The organism is Nostoc sp. FACHB-190, from assembly GCF_014696905.1.
In the GTDB taxonomy this organism is placed as follows: Bacteria; Cyanobacteriota; Cyanobacteriia; order Cyanobacteriales; family Nostocaceae; genus Nostoc_B.
In genome coordinates, this window is record NZ_JACJQW010000002.1 from 1 (window position 1) to 19,561 (window position 19,561).

Consider the following 19,561-nt stretch of genomic DNA (forward strand, 5'->3'; position numbering starts at 1 on the left):
AGTTAATTGTCGCTCCTTTTCCTGATCTTCAACGAGGGTCTGACCAGTTTTTTTTCAACAATTCTCTCAAAGCCTCTTGACAAAAGACTTACAGCTTTAACTTGTCACCAATGTGCGTAAGTCGGCTAAATTAGTGTAATAAGCCGTGACAGAACCGCCATTTCCACCATTTCCGCCTTTACCACCATCGCCACCAGCACCACCATTAGCTGCTTGAATATCATGATTTTTGTTCTCTGGTTGATAACCGCAGTCAGGGCGATAACCATATCCGCCGTTTTCGCCATCCTCACCATCTTGACCAGATAAATCGAGGTTGACTGCTGAACCATCGACAAAAATAGTTTGATTTTGACCGTCGCGGCCATCTCTGCCCGATCGCCCACTTGTCCCCTTACTCCCATTTCTGCCATAATCTCGATCAGCAAGGTAGTTGTTATTAGCGATCGCTGGACATAATACAGAACCAGAGGCAGGTAACAAGCTAGTAACTAAGCAGAATGTCAGTAAAAGTGGCAGCTTACCCCTAAGACTGTTGGACATCGAGTCAAACCTAAACTTTAGTGATATTTACTGAATATGACGCTGCATCACAGGAATTTGCTCCTGATTTCTACTCATACAATATTACAAATATGAAGTGTGAAGTATGAAATTAGGGAGCATCCCACTTTGTTGAATAGACTGCCTTGAAAATAAAATGGTGAATAGATTTTGGTTAGCGCCACAATCAACGCAATCACGCCCAAAAAACACGAATATAGAACTAAAACCTATTAGTTTATAATTTAAGTAAAAATTCTTGGTAAGTAATAATTTCAGTATTTTCAAAAACCTTAATCACTAATAAATCTTGATCACCAGTGACTAAAAAATTAGCAGCACTATCTTTTGCTAATGCTAAGAGATAATTATCTTTGGGATCTCGACAAATAGATACTTCTGTTTTAATTGTTACAAATAAGCCAATAGTCCGTAAAATTTGAATTAATTCATCAACTTTATTGCGCGGAAAATATTTTTGTAACTTAGGACGTTGAGTTACCAAGATAATTTCCTCTAAAATTTCCTCAGAAATCACTAATTGTATCGTTTCTTCAACTAAAAGATTAGTTAATTCTTTTAATCCCTTACCAATCAGAAAGCTAATCCAAAGATTAGTATCAATAATTACCTTGATTACTTTGTTTTCTGGCATAAATTTGAGAACGCACGTTTTCTACTTCCTCTGTAATTTCCTCTAAAGATAATTCATCAGTTTGAAATATTTCTAGTAACTGAGTTAACTTCTTATTCAATGTTTCCTTTTCTAGTTCTTTGCTGAGTAAAAGCTTTTCGGAATCAGACAGTTGTTTGACCAGAGTAAGAATTTGTTCAAATGTCAATGGTAGTTGATAGGTATTTTGTAACATAACGTCAAATACTCTTTTATTCCTAATTATATGTTTATTATCATTTTTACAGATTATAGGAATACAAAAAGATTATTTTTTATATATGGTTTCGTTTTGCATTTCATATCATCCATAATTATAGTTTAGCTGAATCAAATTCAATACCACGACGGGCAAAATATTTATCAATGTTAATCCGCACAAATAAATCCTTGAGTTCTTCGGCAATCTCTTGAGGTGGATTTCCTGATAAAGCTATGGCAATTAAACGTTCTGCTGCTGCCATTTCTCCACAGTCAATTGCTAAAGTTGCGGCACTACGATGTAAGACTGAACGTGTTGGTTCTGCTTCCAGATTACTAACGATTAATTCTGCTGCTAACCGTTCTTTTTCAAATGCTTGTTTGGAGAGTTGTAAAGCTAAAACAGAGTCACCTTTGAGTTTAGCGACTTGTGCCATTTCAGTAAAATCCATTGCTTGTTTATGTAAATCTTGAATCTGGTTCATTTTTTCACTACAAAACACAAAGGTTTACTAAACTCAACAATCACAATGTAAACTGGTAGACTACTATCAACAGAGTTTACTTGTTCCAATTTTTGTTTAGCTTTGCTTCCTCTCTGCGACTCCGCGCCTCTGCGTGAGACAAAATCACCGCCGAAACCAAGAGCGAAGCCAACGCCACAACCACCGCAACCACGCCCAAAAACCACGGCGAGAAACTACAGGCATTTTTGGTTGAGAAAGACGCTCAATTCTATCATTGCAATCTTGCACATTGGCATCAAGTCCCATTCTTTGATATAGTTCGCGTGCATTGCGATAAGCACCAAGCGCGTCTGATTCTCGGTTGACGTTTTCTAATGTCAAACCTAAATTAAACCAGGCTATTGCTTCCCCTAGAATATCGCCTATCTCCCTTGATATTTCCAAAGACTGCTGGAAGAACTCAATCGCCCGTTGGTACTCTCCCAGGGATAAGTAAGCATTACCTAAATTGTTTAAGGAAGTACCTTCGCCATTCCGATCGCCAATCTCGCTGGATATTTTCAAAGACTGCTGGAAGAACTCAATCGCCCGTTGGTATTCTCCCAGTAAATGGTAATCATTGCCTAAATTGCCCAAAGAACTACCAATACCATTACGATCGCCAATCTCCCTTGATATTTCCAAAGACTGCTGGTGGAAGTCAATCGCCCGTTGGTACTCTCCCAGGGATTTGTAAGCATTGCCTAAATTGTTTAAGGAACTACCAACACCATTGCGATCACCGATTTCTCTGGCTATATTCAAACTCTGTTGCAGCGACTCAATTGCCTCTTCGTATTGTCCCAAGGCTTTGTAAGCAATACCCAAGTTAGCTAAGTTATTACCTTCACCCTTGCGATAGCCGATTTCACGAAAAATAGCCAAAGACTGCTTGAAAAACTCAATCCCCCATTGGTATTTTCCTAAATATAGGTAAGCAAGACCCGAATTCATTAAAGAATTAGCTTCACCCTTGTGATCGCCGATTTCCTGAAAAATAGCCAAAGACTGCTTGAAAAACTTAGCCGCCCCTTGGTACTGTCCCAGGGAGTTGTAAGCAGCACCCAAATTATTTAAAGAATTACTTTCGGCTTTGCGATTGCCAATTTGTCTAGCAATATCCAAAGACTGCTGGTAGAAATCCATCGCTTCTTGGTATTGCCCTTGAGAGTTGTAAGCATTACCCAAATTCATTAAGGATAAGCCTTCAGAATTGCGATTGCCTATCTCCCTTGATATCTCCAAAGACTGCTGGTGGAACTCTATCGCCTGTTGGTAATCTCCCAGGGAAGTGTAAGCATTACCTAATGAAGTGAGAGAAGCTGTATATTTCCAATTTCCTCTATCGCCTATTTCTGCCCATCTACTCACCAACTGCCCATATAATTCCACTTGGTCGATGTAATAACCCCGCAAGGTTAAAAAATCATCGCAAAACCGAAGCGCATCAAAGGCAGAGTTATAATCTTGCAACTCATAAAAGTGATGAAAGATTTCCAAGTATTCTTGAACATCATCTTTTATTGTCCAAGGTGGTTGTTTAGCAATTGAGCGATAATAATCAATAGCTCGTTGATGCGCCTCACTCTGTTCGCCTGCTTTATACCGCACATACTCCAACACTACAGGCTGAAATCCAAATCGCCGCTTACCATTGAGTTGTTCTACCAACAAAGAACGCTTCACCAGATTCCGCAATTCTCCCTCAATCTCTGGTTCTGCATTTCCCGGTAACACCGCCACGGCGGCTGCACTATCAACCGCACCACGATACACACTAATATTCTGCAATAACGCCTTTTGTAACTCACTCAATCTTGCAAAACTAGCATCCAATACCAACACCATCCCCACATTTTCCCGGCGATGCACACCTACCACTTGGGGATCTGTCAACAACTGGCGCAAATTACCCAAGCCTAAATCTGCTAATCTGCTTAAATCCGGGTCTTGTGAATATTCTTCTTTTAATAAATCTGCTACCAATCTCAACAATAGGGGATGCCCATCTACTAATTCGACAAACTCTTTTAAATCCCCTTTAACACCCAATGCTGTTAACAATGTTTCCCCTTCATCTACTTGCAAACCTTTCAAGGGTAGCCAATGAATTATTTGTGGTAACTCTGGTCTTTCTCTGGTGGTGACTAACAGCTTACTATTCCCGCCAAATTCCATCCATGCTTTAAAAAAATCGCCGTAAAATAGACCTCTCCACTGTCGATCAGGTTGTAATAAAATCTCCAGGTTGTCAATAATCAGTAAAAATTGCCCAGAACGCAAGCACCTAACTAACGCTTCTACTAACTGCGTTTCTTGTTCTGGCACCGGAAAGCCGAATTGTGTTAATACTTCTCTGGCTAAATCGCTAAAACTTGCCCCATTACTAACATCAGCCCAAAACCGCTTGGGGAAACCCGCGACTGTATCATAAATTTTAGCTGCCAGCATCGATTTACCTATGCCACCGATGCCTTCTATACCCATTAAAAAGGTATTTTCATCAGTTAACCATTGCTGTATTTGAGCGTATTCTGTTGTTCGTCCTTGCCAGCCATTCAAACTTTTAGCTGGATTCCCAGCTTTGAGAACTCCAGGTGATTCTGCTTTGCTACTGCTTTCGATATGAAAAACGGTTTGCAGTTGCTCTGTGGTTAAATAGACATTATCTGCTGTAATTGAACCAACTTGAGTTAGTTTGCTCTTATCTTTAGCAATTCCCTCTAATTTTATCTTGGGGTGAATGGGATTTGGTTCTTCCGTCATATTTTGTCAGCAGATGGACAAATTTTGCTGGATGTTGGTGTTCGGAACTTGAAACTTCGTGCTGGGAACTCGGAATTTGGTGTTCGGAACTCGAAACTTTGTGCTGGGAACTCGGAATTTGGTGTTGGTAAGTGAAAATTGTAAAAAACCTCACGCAGAGGCGCAGAGACGCAGAGGTTTAGAGAATTAAGAGTAACACTCCGCGCTCCTCTGTGTTACCCTTGCGCCCCTCTGCGTTGAAAAACTCACCTCATTAGCTTCAATCTTCCCGACTTGTTTGACTTTGCTGTTGTCGTAAGCGTTGGCGCTGACTTGAATGTTGTCTCCTGAGTTCTCCGCCGATGCCTGCAAAATCTTGGTGATTTCCTCAGCCAGTGCTGTGTCAGCATCCAAAATCTTTTTCAGTTGCACTCGCAAACTTGCTTGTAAATCTTCATCGTCTGGAGTTTGCGCTACATCCGCAGCAGCTTCTTTTGCGGCTTCCTTCGCTTCTACTTTGGGTTGTAACTTACCCCAAATAGCTTTAGCTTTATTCCAAACATCTTCACCAACTTTTTGTGATGCGCCTTCTGCAACTTTACCACCCACGTTGAGCAGAAATGGCAGACAGGGAGCGAGAATTTTAACGATCAGTGCAATATCCATTTATATACGCAGGTAATTAAAGTTATTGATACAAGCTCATATTAACGTAATTGTCATTTATTTTTGTTTTTTGGCTCAAAATCTAAAATTGTGTACGCAAAATCTATTTCTGCGAATCCAGATATAACAAATGCGTATGCAAAAATAACAAATGTGTACACGAAATCTATTTCTGCGAGTCCAAAAATAACAAATGTGTACGCAAAAATAACAAATGTGTACGCGAAATCTATTTCTGCGAATCTAAAAATAACAAATGCGTATGCAAAAATAACAAATGTGTACACGAAATCTATTTTTGCGAGTCCAAAAATAACAAATGTGTACGCAAAATCTATAGCGGTTCTCGGTTGGATGAGGTACATTTCAACCCCACCCGCAAGCAAAGTTACCGTGTACACACAAGTTGAAAATAGGCAGTATGAAACGCATCCCGCCTAGAACTAAAGTTCCAGGCTGATAGCAAAAGTCTACTGAAGTAGACTCAAATTAATTTTTTTTTGAGTCATCTTCAGATGACTTGCGCTATGAGACTTGGAATTTATTCCAAGGCGGGACAGATGCACTCAACCGAGATTTGTGTGTACACCATAGCCGCAAGCGAGGAGGGTATAGTTTGCTTAAGCAAATGCGGGGTGGGGTTCCGACTGTATTACAAGCAAGTAAGAACCCCTCTATTTCTGTGAGTCCAGAAATTAATTTTGCGTGCTTACTTATTACACCTTCTCTTTGGGCGGAGTAGCGATACCCTGTTTGAGTAAATTTGCTTCTAGTTCTTTGATGAATTGACAGTCTTTTTCTAACCAAGGTTGACTTTCTGCACTGACTGATGGCTGCTTTTCTAAGAAACTAAATGCTTGGCGGAATTGCTGGGGAGTGGTAGCAATAGGCGCATCAAAATGACAAGAAATAATTTGGTGAAAATCCCATTTGGCAACTTTGTTAGCCCAGTCGATGACTTGTTGTGGTGCTTGGGGCAGAATAAGCGTTTGCAAAATTGGGGCGACAAATGGATGACCATTACGACTTAGGGCGTAAAATGACTGTTGCCAATTGGCTTGCCAACGAAACGGATATAAGCCGAAATATGCTTTTCTTGAATGGTCTGGTGCTTGCCAAGCTTCGCGGAAACTTTCACCGAGTCCAGTGATATCTAAGGCGCTGGGACGGAAATAAATTGCAAATAAGGCAATACGCTGCCATCCTTGACGGCGGTTTGTGGCGTTATCTTCAATGGGTTGGAGGGCATTTTCCCTGGCGTGAAATAGCAAGGGGTATGGATCTAATTGCAAGATAGCCGGAGGATTTTCGGAGATAGAGATGATTGTATCGGTTAACAGTAGGGTGTGCGATCGCTTGTGAAACAAAGCCACTTCCCCAAATGAACCTCGTCCCAAGTTAATATCCAACACCTCATACTCAAAATCATCTGCAAACGGCGCAAGACTCGCATCTTCTGGTATTTCCTGAGTTCGTTGTTGGGGAAATCCTAACCAACTCAGTGGTAAGTTGAACGGAAAACTCCATTGATGAGGTGCAACAAACACTTGTGCTTGCGGAAAGTTTCTGGCAAAGGGGCCGACGAAAACCTTGTGTTCAAGACCAGAACTGGTTGGTAAAATAATGTACTTCACCTCACCATGTTTTGCTACCAATTCCTGCACCATCCGCATACATTCTTTAGTTGCTGCTACAGGTGCATAAACCAACAAACCACCACCTGTCAGCTTCACCACAGTCATCCGAATCGGCACAATAGTGTAGAGAATGCCATGCACTTGGTCGAATGTCCAAATTGTATCTTTCACAATTTCTTGGCAAAGTGTCCGCCGTTGTTTGTAGGGATAAAAGGGAACAACAGGCCAAAACGGCCATGACCAATCTTTTGGGTTGTTGCTGAGATACATAGATGAATTGACCCAATCCTAATCTCTTGCCATGTCTTTATCCTAAAATAATCAGAGCAGGCGTAGCTGAAATATAGCGATTGAGTAAGATATGGGGGATTCTCCCCCAAACCCCCGATTGGGTGACGGTTGCGTCCCCCAAACCCCCTCCAAAATCATTCTTTCGTTTTTTTTGAGTGATTACTTTTAGGACTTACGCAGACTCTACGATTTCTTGGCGTTCTACCCTGCGGGAAGCCGCTTGCGCGTCTAAGGCGACTTGGCGGTACCCTGCGGGAAGCCGCTTCGCGTCTACGGTAAATTAAGCTTTTGGGCGATTTTTGCGTAAGTCCTGACTTTGTTGATTTTGTTGTAATTTTAGAAACCACAGATGAACAGCCATATATCCATCTGTGGTTTAACTTGTTGAAAAATTGTGCGTTATTTGATGTTTTGATATCTGCCTAAAGCAATTAACGGGAAATATTGCTGATACAGATGATATTTGAGATAAAAATGACAGGGGAAGCCAGTACCTGTAAAGTCGGCTTCAAACCAAGTACCGTCTGATTTTTGGGTTTTCACTAGGTAATCAATTCCGCGTTCAATAATTTCCATTGCAAATTTGCCAGTGGCTTCACCGGCGGCGATTAACCCAATTAACGCCCAAGCTGTTTGAGATGCGGTGCTACGTCCTTGGCCTTTCAGGCTAGGATCGTTGTAAGTACGGCAAGTTTCACCCCAACCGCCATCGGAATTTTGACATCCGATTAACCAAGTTGCGCCTTTTTCGATTTGGCGTTGATACTTTTGCGGGTTAATTAATGCTAAAGCCGAGAGAACGCCGCTAGTACCATAGATGTAATTTACGCCCCAACGCCCAAACCAACAACCTTCGGTTTCTTGTTCGGCGAGGAGGTAAGATAGGGCGCGTTCTAGGTTATGGGAATCAATGGATAAGTTACAAGCACCCAACATTTCGATGACTCTGGCGGTGACATCGGCGGTATTGGGGTCAATCATGGCTTTTAAGTCACCGTAGGGGATAGCATTGAGCCATTCTTGATCATTATCTAAGTCAAAAGCTGCCCAACCACCAGGACGACACTGCATAGATGCAACCCAGTTTAAGGCGCGGGCGATCGCAGCTTGTTTTAAACTTTCATTAGGTAGTTTGGCAGCGTGTAAAGCCATGACCACTACGGCTGTATCATCCACATCAGGATAAAAGCGATTGTCAAATTCAAACGCCCAAGCACCTGGTTTACCTTGGCGATTTTTCACCACCCAATCACCATAATCCAGGATTTGCTTTTGCAATAACCATTCTCCAGCTTTGACTATTGCTGGATGATCAGGTGCATAACCAGAATCAATCAACGCCCGCATTACCCAAGCTGTATCCCACACGGGCGATACACAAGGTTGGACGCAATAGTGATCGTCTGTCTCAATGCCAAAATTATCAATGGCTTGGAGTCCCCGTTCCACAATGGGGTCATTTGGGCTATAACCCAAGCACTTTAAGGCCAACATCGAATTTAACATCGCCGGGATAATCCCGCCCCAGTCGCCTGTAACTTCTTGGCGTTCTAAAATCCATTTTTCGGCGGCTTTAATTCCTTCTGCGCGGAAGGGAACTAAATTCAGGCTTTCGGCTAATTTAAATCCTTGATCCAAAGTTAAGAATAAATCTGTCCAATCACCTTGGCGGGGTAATTCATACTGGACTTGATTCACACCTTCGGCGTATAACTCATCTAAGTTAATGGCTTGGTCAAATTGATAAACAGGTTTGCTATCACACACAATCAACAGTGGTACAGTGCTAGAACGCGCCCAGCTAGACATTTCGTAAATATTCACGGGGAAAGCTGGCGGTAACAGCATAATCCAAGGCGGGAGGGAGGGGATACCGCGCCAGTCGTAACAGCCAATTAAGGCGAGGTGTAATTTGGTAAAGATGCGCGTTTTGCTGATTCCACCCCGTTGCAGAATAAATTCTCGCGCCCGTACTAAGGCTGGGTCAGTGGCGGGAACACCCAACAGCCGCAACGCCATGTATGCTTCTACGGAAGTGCTGAGTTCACCACCATCATCATAAAACAGTTCCCAACCGCCATGCTGCCGTTGCTGAGAACGCAAGTAGGTTTCAATTTTATGTAATGGCCGAGTTTTATCGGTTCCCCAAATTTTATGCAGTAGAACCACTTCCGCCGTAATGGTGACGTTCGATTCTAACTCCGCCCACCAGTAACCTGCGGGATATTGCATTGACAGCAGATATTTTTGGCTGGCTGCGATCGCATCTGCAACTTGATTGACTTTTACCCTGTCTTGTGTTTGCATTAAATCTCTCTCAAACTCAACACTCACTCAACATCCAGTTTTCAACACGGCAATACGGAGAAAAAAATGTTTTCCCACAATCAGCAGACATAGTATTCTGTCTGAGACACTGATAATTTGCAAGAGGTTATTGTGGCAATTGTACTAGGGTTGATGGTCTTATCCTTAATAATTTGGTTAGGATTACTGAGTTTGCGGGGACAGTTTTGGCGTTTAGACCAGCAATTAGAAGTCATCCAGCCGCAGCGAGAATCTTTACCGTCAGTGTGTGCGGTGATTCCAGCCCGGAATGAAGCGGATGTTTTGCCGATGAGTTTGCGATCGCTTTTACTGCAAGATTATGATGGCAATTTTAATATCTTCTTAGTAGACGATCGCAGTACTGATGGCACAGCCGCCTGTGCTGAAGGAGTCGCCCACGCTGTTGATAAACCCCAGCACTTGCAAATTATCTCTGGTGAACCTTTACCCTCTGGTTGGTCGGGTAAACTCTGGGCAGTGCAGCAAGGTATCCAACAAGCTAAAGCACTCGTCCCAGAATATTTTTTACTGACCGATGCAGATATTGAACATGATGTCAATAATCTGCGGCGACTTGTCACCAAAGCCGAACAAGAAAATTTAGATTTGGTTTCTGTGATGGTGCGACTACGTTGTGATAGTCGGTGGGAAAAATTTTTAATTCCGGCGTTTGTCTTCTTCTTTCAAAAACTCTATCCCTTTCGCTGGGTCAATAATCCGAAAAATTCCACGGCGGCGGCGGCGGGTGGTAGCATTTTAATTCGGCGCACCGCTTTAGAAAGAATCGGTGGTATTGCCGCTATTCGTCAAGCTTTAATTGATGATTGTGCTTTAGCGAATGCGGTGAAATCCAGCCAAGGACGTATCTGGTTAGGATTAAGTAGTTTAACTCGCAGTTTACGCCCTTATGATTCCCTCGAAACAATTTGGAATATGGTGGCGCGGACTGCCTATACACAATTAAATTACTCACCTATATTGTTATTCGGAACTGTAATTGCTATGACCTTGATTTACCTTTTACCACCTTTGGGTGTGGTGATTAGTGTAATTTTAGGCAATTGGATGATTGCAATTACAGGTTTAGCAACATGGCTATTAATGGCATTGGCTTACTTGCCAATTATCCGCTTTTATCAATGCTCACCATTATTAGCTTTAAGTTTACCTGCGATCGCCTTTCTCTACACTTTAATGACTATAGATTCAGCTATCCGCCATTGGCAAGGACGCGGCGGTGCTTGGAAAGGACGAGTTTATCCGGGATGAAATAATACCAATTCGCAATGACGCTCGTTCCTCGCTAACGCAATTAATAAATCTAGCTCTATGTATAATTTGAATCAATATTTAATTCTTCATATTTGCAAGAGTATTCACTCACTATTGATCGACTGATTTATTTAGTCACTCATTATCAATAAACACAAATTTATTGCTCTGACAACCATCACCAATTGATTAATTATACCTACTGCTTGATTTTAGATAATGCCTACAAAATCAGGCTTGCACGATGATTGCTTAAACTTGCTCATCTGCATTCTGATGATTCGTAACTTTGGTCAATTCAATTATTTTTCTAACTGTTCAACACACACTGTCATAAATCTCAGGAATTTGTTACACCTTAGTTAAGAATGATTACAAAACTCTTAACCCAAGGGAATATTAATTATGCAAGCTTCACTTGAGAATCATCAACCACATCAGGTTGTCATAGTTGGTGGTGGCTTTGGTGGACTTTATGCAGCAAAGGCACTTGCCAAAGCTAATGTAAATGTTACTCTCATCGATAAACGAAATTTCCATTTATTTCAGCCACTTTTATATCAAGTTGCGACAGGTGCGCTGTCACCGGCTGACATTTCTGCACCATTGCGTTCTATACTCAGCAAAAGTAAAAATACGAAAGTGGTGATGGGAGAGGTAAATGATATTAATCCCGCAACCCAAGAAGTGATTCTCAGTGAAAGAACAATTAAATATGACACATTAATTGTTGCTACAGGTGCAAAGCATTCTTACTTTGGTAAAGATGACTGGAGAGAAGTTGCACCTAGTTTGAAAACCGTAGAAGATGCGATAGAAATGCGTCGCCGGATATTTAAAGCCTTTGAAGCCGCAGAACATGAAACTGATCCTGAAAAACGCCGTGCTTTATTGACTTTTGTGATTGTGGGTGCAGGCCCTACCGGGGTAGAATTAGCAGGTGCGATCGCAGAATTAGCATATAAAACCTTACAAGAAGACTTCCGCAACATCAATACCTCAGAGACTAGAATTTTACTACTACAAGGTGGCGATCGCATCCTTCCCGCCCTTGCGCCAGAGTTATCCCAAGAAGCGGAAGCATCCTTAACAAAACTGGGTGTAGTTGTTCAGAAAAAAACCAGAGTCACAAACATTGAAAACGATATCATTACCCTGAAACAAGGTGATGAGTTCAAAGAAGTTGCCGCCAAAACTGTATTATGGGCAGCAGGCGTGCAAGGTTCACCAATGGGTAAAGTATTAGCCGAAAAAACTGGTGTAGAATGCGATCGCAGTGGACGAGTGATTGTTGAACCAGACTTAAGCATTAAAGGATACAAGAATATTTTCGTTGTGGGTGACTTAGCCAACTTCTCCCACCAAAATGGTCAACCCCTCCCTGGAGTCGCACCCGTCGCTAAACAAGAAGGTGAATATGTCGCCGCATTGATTCAAAAACGTCTGTGCGGTAAAACTCTGCAACCATTTAAATATACTGATTATGGCAACCTAGCCATGATTGGCAAAAATTCAGCCGTTGTAGACATAGGTTTGATTAAGTTAAAAGGTTTCTCTGCATGGGTATTCTGGCTATTAATTCACATCTACTTCTTGATTGAATTTGATAGTAAAGTCTTAGTCATGATTCAGTGGGGATGGAACTACCTCACCCGCAGACGTAGCGCCAGATTAATTACCGAAAAAGAAGCTTTAGCATTCGCTCAATTTGAAGATAGCAGTCATAGAAATCATTACACCCCAGCTAACAATAGACAGCCGCTAAATGCTTAATTCATGATTAGATAGTTTGTTTGAATGAATCTCTCTGCGTAAATCCTAAATTTATTGTGATGCTTTATATATATATTAGTAGTCTCTAAATTTATTCATCTGATTTATTTTGCATCAACCTTCAACATTCACCCGCCAATTTTTCCAACTTGCATCTGTAAATGTGATTTCTAACTTAATGGTTCCCTTAGCTGGACTATTAGATGTCATGTTTTTAGGACATTTAACAGAAATTCGTCATTTAGCAGGTGTGGCATTAGCAACGATTTTGTTTAATTATATTTACTGGACATTTGGTTTTTTACGTATGGGGACAACTGGAATGGTTGCCCAGGCAATAGGACGTAAAGACAATCAAGCAGTAGTGTTGATTGGGTTACAGCATGGAATTTTAGCTTTACTATTAGGGATTACAATTATTATCTTGCAACAACCTTTACAAATATTAGGTTTTGCAATTTTAAGTGCAGCACCAGAAGTCAAAAAATCGGGCATAGAATTTTATAATGCTTTAGTTTGGGGTGCGCCAGCTACGCTGATTAACTTTGTTTTGATTGGTTGGTTTTTAGGACAGGCAAAGAGTAGCAAAGTCCTGTTACTTTCAGCGATTGGTAACTTTAGCAATGTATTACTTGATTATCTATTTATTGTGCAGTTTGGTTGGGAAAGTAAAGGAGCAGGTTTAGCCACAGCCATAAGTCAATATCTCATGTTCACAGTAGGTATTGGGCTGTTTTGTCAGGAAGTTTCATGGCAAAATATACAAGCTTTCCAGAAACAACTCTTTGATATATCTGCCATCAAGACAGCCTTAATGCTCAATGGCGAAATTATTATTCGGACTTTTGCCTTGATATCAACAATGGCAATGTTTACTAATTTAAGTTCAAGTTTAGGGACTGAAATTTTAGCAGCCAATACCGTACTTATGCAAATCGTTGGCTTGGCAGCATATTTCATTGATGGTTTAGCATTCGCTACTGAAAGTTTGGCAGGGATTTATCAAGGTAGCGGTAATACTAGTTCTTTAAAACAACTATTAAAGGTTTCTTTGATTAGTAGTTTAATTATAGGCTTAACCTTCGCCACTATATTTATTTTGGCTCCAGAACAACTTTTAGGATTACTGACAAATCATGTTGAAATTATTCATAAGTTGCGTGTTTATGTGCCTTGGTTATTACCAGTTTTAGGATTTGGTTCAATTGCTTATGCACTAGACGGTTATTTTTTAGGATTAACAAAAGGTCACATACTACGCCAAGCTATGCTAACAGCTACAGCAATTGGTTTTATTCCCTTAGCGGTTACAGCTTGGTATTTTCACTCTAGTCATCTACTATGGTTGTCTATGTCTTTATTTATGGCAGCAAGAACAATTACTTTAGCACGGTACTTATAGCAGGAGGCTGGAGAAAAAGCCTTAATATTCTTGGCATTCAAGCTTTCAAATTGTCCTAACATATCTGACTACCGCTATACTATAGTGTTTCTTGGTTGAGTGCAGTACAAGTAGATGGAGAAAAGAGGCTAGAGACTAGAGACTAAAGGCTAGGGAAATGCACCTCACTGGAATGAGAACCGCTATAACAACATTCAGGAATTAGAAGATAATGTTGAGTGCGGCGGTTATGAAAAATTGAGTTGTCATTTGTTGATATCAGTTAAAATCGCTACGATATCATTAATAATCATTGAAAAAATTCCAGTATCTTGCAAATGACAAACCAAGAAACTCCTCTTGTGGGTGAAGCGTTAATCAAAGAAGTCTGTCGGCGAATTCGCGTAGCACGTAGCTATTGGGATGCTCATAATAATGCTGCTTGTCGAGGTGAACGTGAACGAGCCTTAGCTCTTTACAACAAACTCACTAAGGAAGAAAAAGAGCAGATTCCGCAAGTGTTACGTGTATGGCTACGTTATCGGAGTGAGAAATATTTTGGGGCGCATAGAACGCCACCTAAATCGCAGCGCAAAGCAAAATATAAAAAGTCGGTTTGATTTTTGAAATCTACCCGGAGTCATTCTCAGTACACTTGGGTTTTGAGTATAAGCAAACTGTATTGATTTGTCACTCTGCATTAATAATGTGTCGCCTTACATTGTGAATGTGTCACTTTGCATTGTGAATGTGTCGCCTTGCATTACCAATGTGTCACTTTGCATTGTGAATGTGTCGCCTTGCATTGCGAATGTGTTGCCTTGCATTGTGATTGCAAGTAATTAATTATTTAAAGGATTTATATATATAGCAGTCCTATTTGAGAAATGAACAAAAGAGACAAGGAAGACAAGGTGGATAAGGGAGACAAGGTAGAGGGATGTTTGTATATCATTTAGGATTGCTATAGTGTTTTTTATTTTAGTGAAGTACAAGCAAGAATAATTAACCGCAGATGGACGCAGATAAATTTGTACATCAGCAGACTAGGAAAGGCTGTATATAGCATTTTTAAAACGTTTGTAAACCAAAAGATCCCCGACTTCTTTAAGAAGTCGGGGATCTGAGCCTTTTGATTTTCACAAATTTAATAGAATTGCTATGTTTACAACAAACGTTGCCGTTTAGCAAAGGTAATACTAAAAATCACAATCAATAGTATGATGCTAATTACTAGTGGATAAGCCCAAGGTTGTTCTAACTCTGGCATGTATTTAAAGTTCATGCCATAAAAGCCAGTAATAAAGGTGATGGGTAAGAATGTTGTGGAAAGAATAGTTAAGCGATTAATGCGTTCACTGGTTTTACTGGCGATGTTATCGCGTTGAATTTCCATTAATTCTGACATCCAAGCCCGTAATGCTTGATATTCTTGCCAGAGGTTATCGATTTGATATCCTAATTCTTGATGAAATAATTCTTTGACTGGTTGGCTAATCCATTGAATATCATCATAATTCATCATTGCCAGCAGTGATTTGAGATTTTGAAAATTGCGCCGCCCAGAACGTGTAGACTGTCTCATAGCAGCAATTTTTTGATAAGTTGTTTCATTGCCAGAATTGGCTAAGACTTCATCTTCTAAATCATCAAGTTGCCGCGAAATATAATCAAATACAGTATGGTAATTATTTAAGATATCTTTGGAAATTAAATATAAAAGGTAATCTACTCCCCAGCTTTGAATTTCTATGTGGCGTTTTTGAATATTATTTAGTAATAAAGTTAAAACTTTAATTTCTGTGGTTTCAAAGGTAATAATAAAGTTACGCCCTAAAATAATACTCCCCCGCGCCACTTGAAATTCCCGATTTTTGATTTGGTGAGTTAAAATTTCATAGCCATCAAATAAGCAATCTTCCATGTCTTCATCAATTCCGGTGAAGGAATGGTTAAAAATCATGTCGATGCGGGATGGGTCGAGGTGAAAGTGGTTGATAATTTTAGCGGTTCCGGTGCGATCGCGGAAATGAAGACAGCGTAACCAAATATTATGCGAACCATCAATTCTTTTTAGGATGGCATTAACATCTTTACCGGAAAATATTTCTACGTGGTTCTGAGAAAATGTCAGCAGCGTTAGCATATAGCATTCCTAATTCATACTAAGTTGCAGTCAAAGTGGTAGAGGCGTTGTGTATAACGTCTCTACCTGGGGTGAGAATGGGGAGTCAGAAATTATGTTGGAACGCAACTTAGTATCAAGGGTAAGCATGAATAACCAAGCAAGAATATAACTTTGCTTCTCAGTCAGAATCACAACAACTCATGCTTTCCATAAATATCATGAATTTGTTGATGGTGCATGGCAGATATTTAACAATTGAATGAAATTGATCCTAAATTGCTGCCAAAATTTTCGAGACGTTGCATGTCATAATATTACTGGCTAGGTGAATTTCCTTCTTCAAAGGGGCGCACAATAGCAGGTTCTGGTGTAACTTCTGGTTGAAAGATGGCTTTTAGTGCTTGTTCTAGAGTTTGCGCCATGACAATGCGATTTTCGTAGGCAACAACTACCCTTACTAATGTGGGCAAACTATTTTGAGTTGCTTCTAAATATATTGGTTCGACGTACAATAATGATTGCTGGATGGGAATAACTAACAAATTTCCTTGAGTTGCTTTAGAACCTTGACGATTCCATAAAGAAATTTGCTGAGAAATTACGGGGTCTTGGTTAATGCGTGCTTCAATTTGTTCTGTACCGTAGACTAGGCGCTCTTTGGGAAAGATATATAACAATAACTTACCGTAATTATCGCCATCCGATCGCGCCGCTAACCAAGCAATTAAATTTGTCCGTTGTCTGGGAGTGTAGGGTAACAGTAAGATAAATTCTTCAAAGGGAACAGTCGGCAGACTAGTAATTAAATAATATGCCTCCACTGGACGGGATTTATCACCATAAATTTCGTTGGGAATTTGCCATTGGTCTTCGCGGTTGTAAAATACCTGGGGGTCTGTCATGTGATAAGTCATCAACCGTTCCGCTTGAATTTGAAAAAAGTCCACTGGATAGCGGATATGATTGCGGATGGTGGCTGGCATAGCACTCAGAGGTTTAAACATCTTGGGAAAGATGTTAGCCCATGTTTGAATAATGGGATCTTGAGAGTCAGCAATGTAAAAATTAACTGTACCGTTGTAAGCATCAATCACGACTTTAACAGAGTTACGAATATAGTTAATTCCATCGTTATTTGGGTCAGAATAAGGATAGCGATCGCTTGTTGTATAAGCATCAACAATCCAAAATAGGTTATTGTTGACACCAGGAAACCCAGTACCAATGCGAGGATCAGCCGCGACTAAGTAAGGGTCACTATCAAATTTTAAAAAAGGTGCAATAGCGCGAATACGTTGATTGATATTGCGGCGAAATAATACCTTGGTTTCTGGTAAAAAGTCCCGCGTAAACAACATTTGCCAATCTTTTAAATACATTGCAAATAGCCAACGCCGCCACAGAGAACCGATAGAAATGCCACCTGAACCATCGTAGATGTTGTAAGCGTTATCACTGCCGCTAGGATAATCTAATTCTCTGACTCTTGTACCAGTCATTACATAAGTGTTCGTAATTTCTCCGTAATAAATCCGGGGTAAACCAATGGGGATGCTATCTCGAATTGCAGCACTAGAAGTTGTGAGAGCGCCATTCGCAGTCCCAGCAATATCTTTGACAAAATATTCTGGTAGTCCCCCAGGCGCAACTGTATTTACAGGACTCAATGTAAATCCATAACCATGTGTATAAATTAAATGACGGTTTACCCATGTCTGCGCTTGTTGGGGTACAGCACCATAATCTAATTCTCGCGCTGCAATTAAAACTTGTCGCCGTTCTATTAATTCTGTGGGTGTTGTATTAGTTGTTGGAGGTTGTTCAATTGCGTCACTTGCTAAAGTATAACGATCAATATCTGCACCCGGAAAGCGATAGTAAGGACGAATTTGTTGCAATTGGCGGTTAGTATCTAAAAGTGGACGCTGATCCCACAGGCGAATATTGCGAATTGTCGAGTCATTAGCTTTAATATCAGCTTCGGTTAAAGTTCCTTGGGGGTTAAAAGTTCTTGCGTCAATGGCTTCTAAATCAAAAGCTTGGCGAGTCAAAGCAATAGACCTTTTGATGTAAGGTTCTTCTCGCTGCAATTCGTTGGGCTGCACGATTAAATACTGCACTACCTGGGGTAAAATCACGCCAGATGCAACAGCTATCAATAAATAAACGCTTAACCCGTAACCTACAAATTTGCGATAGGTTGATTTTGGTCGCCAGAAAATTGTCCGCCCCAACAGGTAAAATGCGATCGCCACTGCTAACACACACAACAAGGTGTAAGCTGGTAACTGAGTTGTCACATCGGTATAACTAGCGCCATAACTCACACCTTGTTGAGAATAAACCAGTTCGTACCGACTCAGCCAATAACTCCAGGCGACGACTAGCATTAACAAGCCACCCACCCCATACAAATGACGCTGCTGCTGGGATGAAAACCCTGGGAAAATTCCCTGACTTAAACTCTCCGCCGAAAGCAGATAGGTAAGACTAACGGCGAGGAACCCAAATAAACATAAACCCATTAACCAGAGTTCCATCAATTCCCAAACTGGTAGAGAAAAGATGTAGAAACTAATATCTTGGTTAAATAATGGCTCAGAGTAATTAAAACTTGTGGGATAAAAATATTGCAGAACCTTTCCCCAGTTCTGGTGCATTATCCAACCAAATAAAATACTAAATGTCCCGGCGATCGCTGTTAATAACCAGCGTGGATACATTAAAATAGCGATCGCTACACCCCCAACTAAAGCAACATATAAAATCTGAGTTGTAATTTGCCTACCCAACGCCCAAATTGTTTCTAGGCGAAACAACGAAATCACAGGTAAACTAGCTTTGTTAGCCGAAGCTTGCCAATAAGCGAAGGAAATTTGACCGTAGTGCGCCAACATTAACCCCACCAACAAGCTGAAGATAACAACTACAGGTAGCAGCCAGCGCAATTTAATTGGTAATACACCAGTGTAAGTAATTTGACTGTTATCATATTTTGCATATTGCGGACTGAGCAGATTTTTTAACTCTGCACTCAATCCAGCTTCTTCACGCTTAATTTGAGCAATTTTCAAAGATGCGGGATATTTTAGCTTTTGTGCTAACCATAAATTCCCCCATAGATAGACCGCACTGACAACCGTGACAAATAATACTAAACTAACCTTAGTAACTAACCTTAATAAGAATACTTGTAAATAACCGACTTCTTGAAACCAAAAAATCTCTGCGCCTAGACGGGAAGCGAAATCTAATAACAGCCACAGTCCCAAGAGTATTACGAAGAGTCTCAAGCACCATTTCCAAAGCATTGTGGCAGCCAAATTTGTGTTCTCAATATTTCTATCATCTCAATATATAGAAATCTCAGCATCTCTCTCACATGAGAAATGCGGGAACTCGGTTTTTTGTCTCACG

General features: G+C 40.7%; 14 protein-coding genes. 4 read left to right on the forward strand and 10 right to left on the reverse strand.

What is annotated here, in order from left to right; translation table 11 throughout:
* Window positions 1–96: 96 nt before the first annotated feature.
* The 8 genes from H6G28_RS03010 to shc form a co-directional block, all read right to left on the reverse strand.
* The gene (locus tag H6G28_RS03010) at window positions 97–543 is read right to left on the reverse strand and encodes a hypothetical protein (protein ID WP_313949885.1); all 447 of its coding nucleotides are present in this window, start codon (window positions 541–543) and stop codon (window positions 97–99) included.
* Window positions 544–781: 238 nt separating this feature from the next.
* Window positions 782–1,198: a putative toxin-antitoxin system toxin component, PIN family gene (locus tag H6G28_RS03015; protein ID WP_190668901.1), complete on the reverse strand. Its 417-nt coding sequence runs from the start codon at window positions 1,196–1,198 to the stop codon at window positions 782–784.
* Complete coding sequence (vap15, locus tag H6G28_RS03020) at window positions 1,164–1,412, reverse strand: type II toxin-antitoxin system VapB15 family antitoxin (protein WP_190668903.1); 249 nt, start codon at window positions 1,410–1,412, stop codon at window positions 1,164–1,166. Before vap15 ends, H6G28_RS03015 begins: the two co-directional genes overlap by 35 nt.
* Before the next feature lie 118 nt (window positions 1,413–1,530).
* Entirely contained in the window at window positions 1,531–1,902 is a 372-nt protein-coding gene (locus tag H6G28_RS03025) for a hypothetical protein (RefSeq protein WP_190668905.1), read from the reverse strand.
* A 144-nt stretch (window positions 1,903–2,046) separates the two neighbouring features.
* Entirely contained in the window at window positions 2,047–4,689 is a 2,643-nt protein-coding gene (locus H6G28_RS03030; RefSeq protein ID WP_190668907.1) for a tetratricopeptide repeat protein, read from the reverse strand.
* Window positions 4,690–4,875: 186 nt separating this feature from the next.
* On the reverse strand, window positions 4,876–5,334 hold the full coding sequence (locus H6G28_RS03035) for a hypothetical protein (protein ID WP_190668909.1): 459 nt from the start codon (window positions 5,332–5,334) through the stop codon (window positions 4,876–4,878).
* A 716-nt stretch (window positions 5,335–6,050) separates the two neighbouring features.
* Window positions 6,051–7,241, reverse strand: coding sequence for a DUF4336 domain-containing protein (locus H6G28_RS03040; protein ID WP_190668911.1), 1,191 nt, complete (start codon window positions 7,239–7,241; stop codon window positions 6,051–6,053).
* Window positions 7,242–7,661: 420 nt separating this feature from the next.
* A complete protein-coding gene (gene shc, locus H6G28_RS03045) occupies window positions 7,662–9,569 on the reverse strand; it encodes a squalene--hopene cyclase (protein ID WP_190668913.1) in 1,908 nt (635 codons plus the stop codon).
* Between the two features lie 129 nt (window positions 9,570–9,698).
* Here shc and H6G28_RS03050 point away from each other — a divergent pair, with 129 nt between their 5' ends.
* The 4 genes from H6G28_RS03050 (at window position 9,699) to H6G28_RS03065 (ending at window position 14,636) form a co-directional block, all read left to right on the forward strand.
* On the forward strand, window positions 9,699–10,859 hold the full coding sequence (locus H6G28_RS03050; protein WP_190669278.1) for a glycosyltransferase: 1,161 nt from the start codon (window positions 9,699–9,701) through the stop codon (window positions 10,857–10,859).
* 408 nt (window positions 10,860–11,267) lie between these two features.
* Window positions 11,268–12,635 carry an NAD(P)/FAD-dependent oxidoreductase gene (locus H6G28_RS03055; protein WP_190668916.1) on the forward strand — a complete coding sequence of 456 codons (1,368 nt, stop codon included), beginning with the start codon at window positions 11,268–11,270 and terminating at the stop codon, window positions 12,633–12,635.
* Between the two features lie 109 nt (window positions 12,636–12,744).
* Entirely contained in the window at window positions 12,745–14,037 is a 1,293-nt protein-coding gene (gene gntT / locus H6G28_RS03060) for a guanitoxin biosynthesis MATE family efflux transporter GntT (RefSeq protein WP_242054439.1), read from the forward strand.
* A 317-nt stretch (window positions 14,038–14,354) separates the two neighbouring features.
* Window positions 14,355–14,636, forward strand: coding sequence for a Precorrin-3B methylase (locus H6G28_RS03065; RefSeq protein WP_190668919.1), 282 nt, complete (start codon window positions 14,355–14,357; stop codon window positions 14,634–14,636).
* Window positions 14,637–15,181: 545 nt separating this feature from the next.
* Here H6G28_RS03065 and H6G28_RS03070 read toward each other — a convergent pair.
* Complete coding sequence (locus H6G28_RS03070; RefSeq protein ID WP_190589414.1) at window positions 15,182–16,162, reverse strand: magnesium transporter CorA family protein; 981 nt, start codon at window positions 16,160–16,162, stop codon at window positions 15,182–15,184.
* A 296-nt stretch (window positions 16,163–16,458) separates the two neighbouring features.
* Window positions 16,459–19,455, reverse strand: coding sequence for a UPF0182 family protein (locus H6G28_RS03075; RefSeq protein WP_190669282.1), 2,997 nt, complete (start codon window positions 19,453–19,455; stop codon window positions 16,459–16,461).
* Window positions 19,456–19,561: the final 106 nt, after the last annotated feature.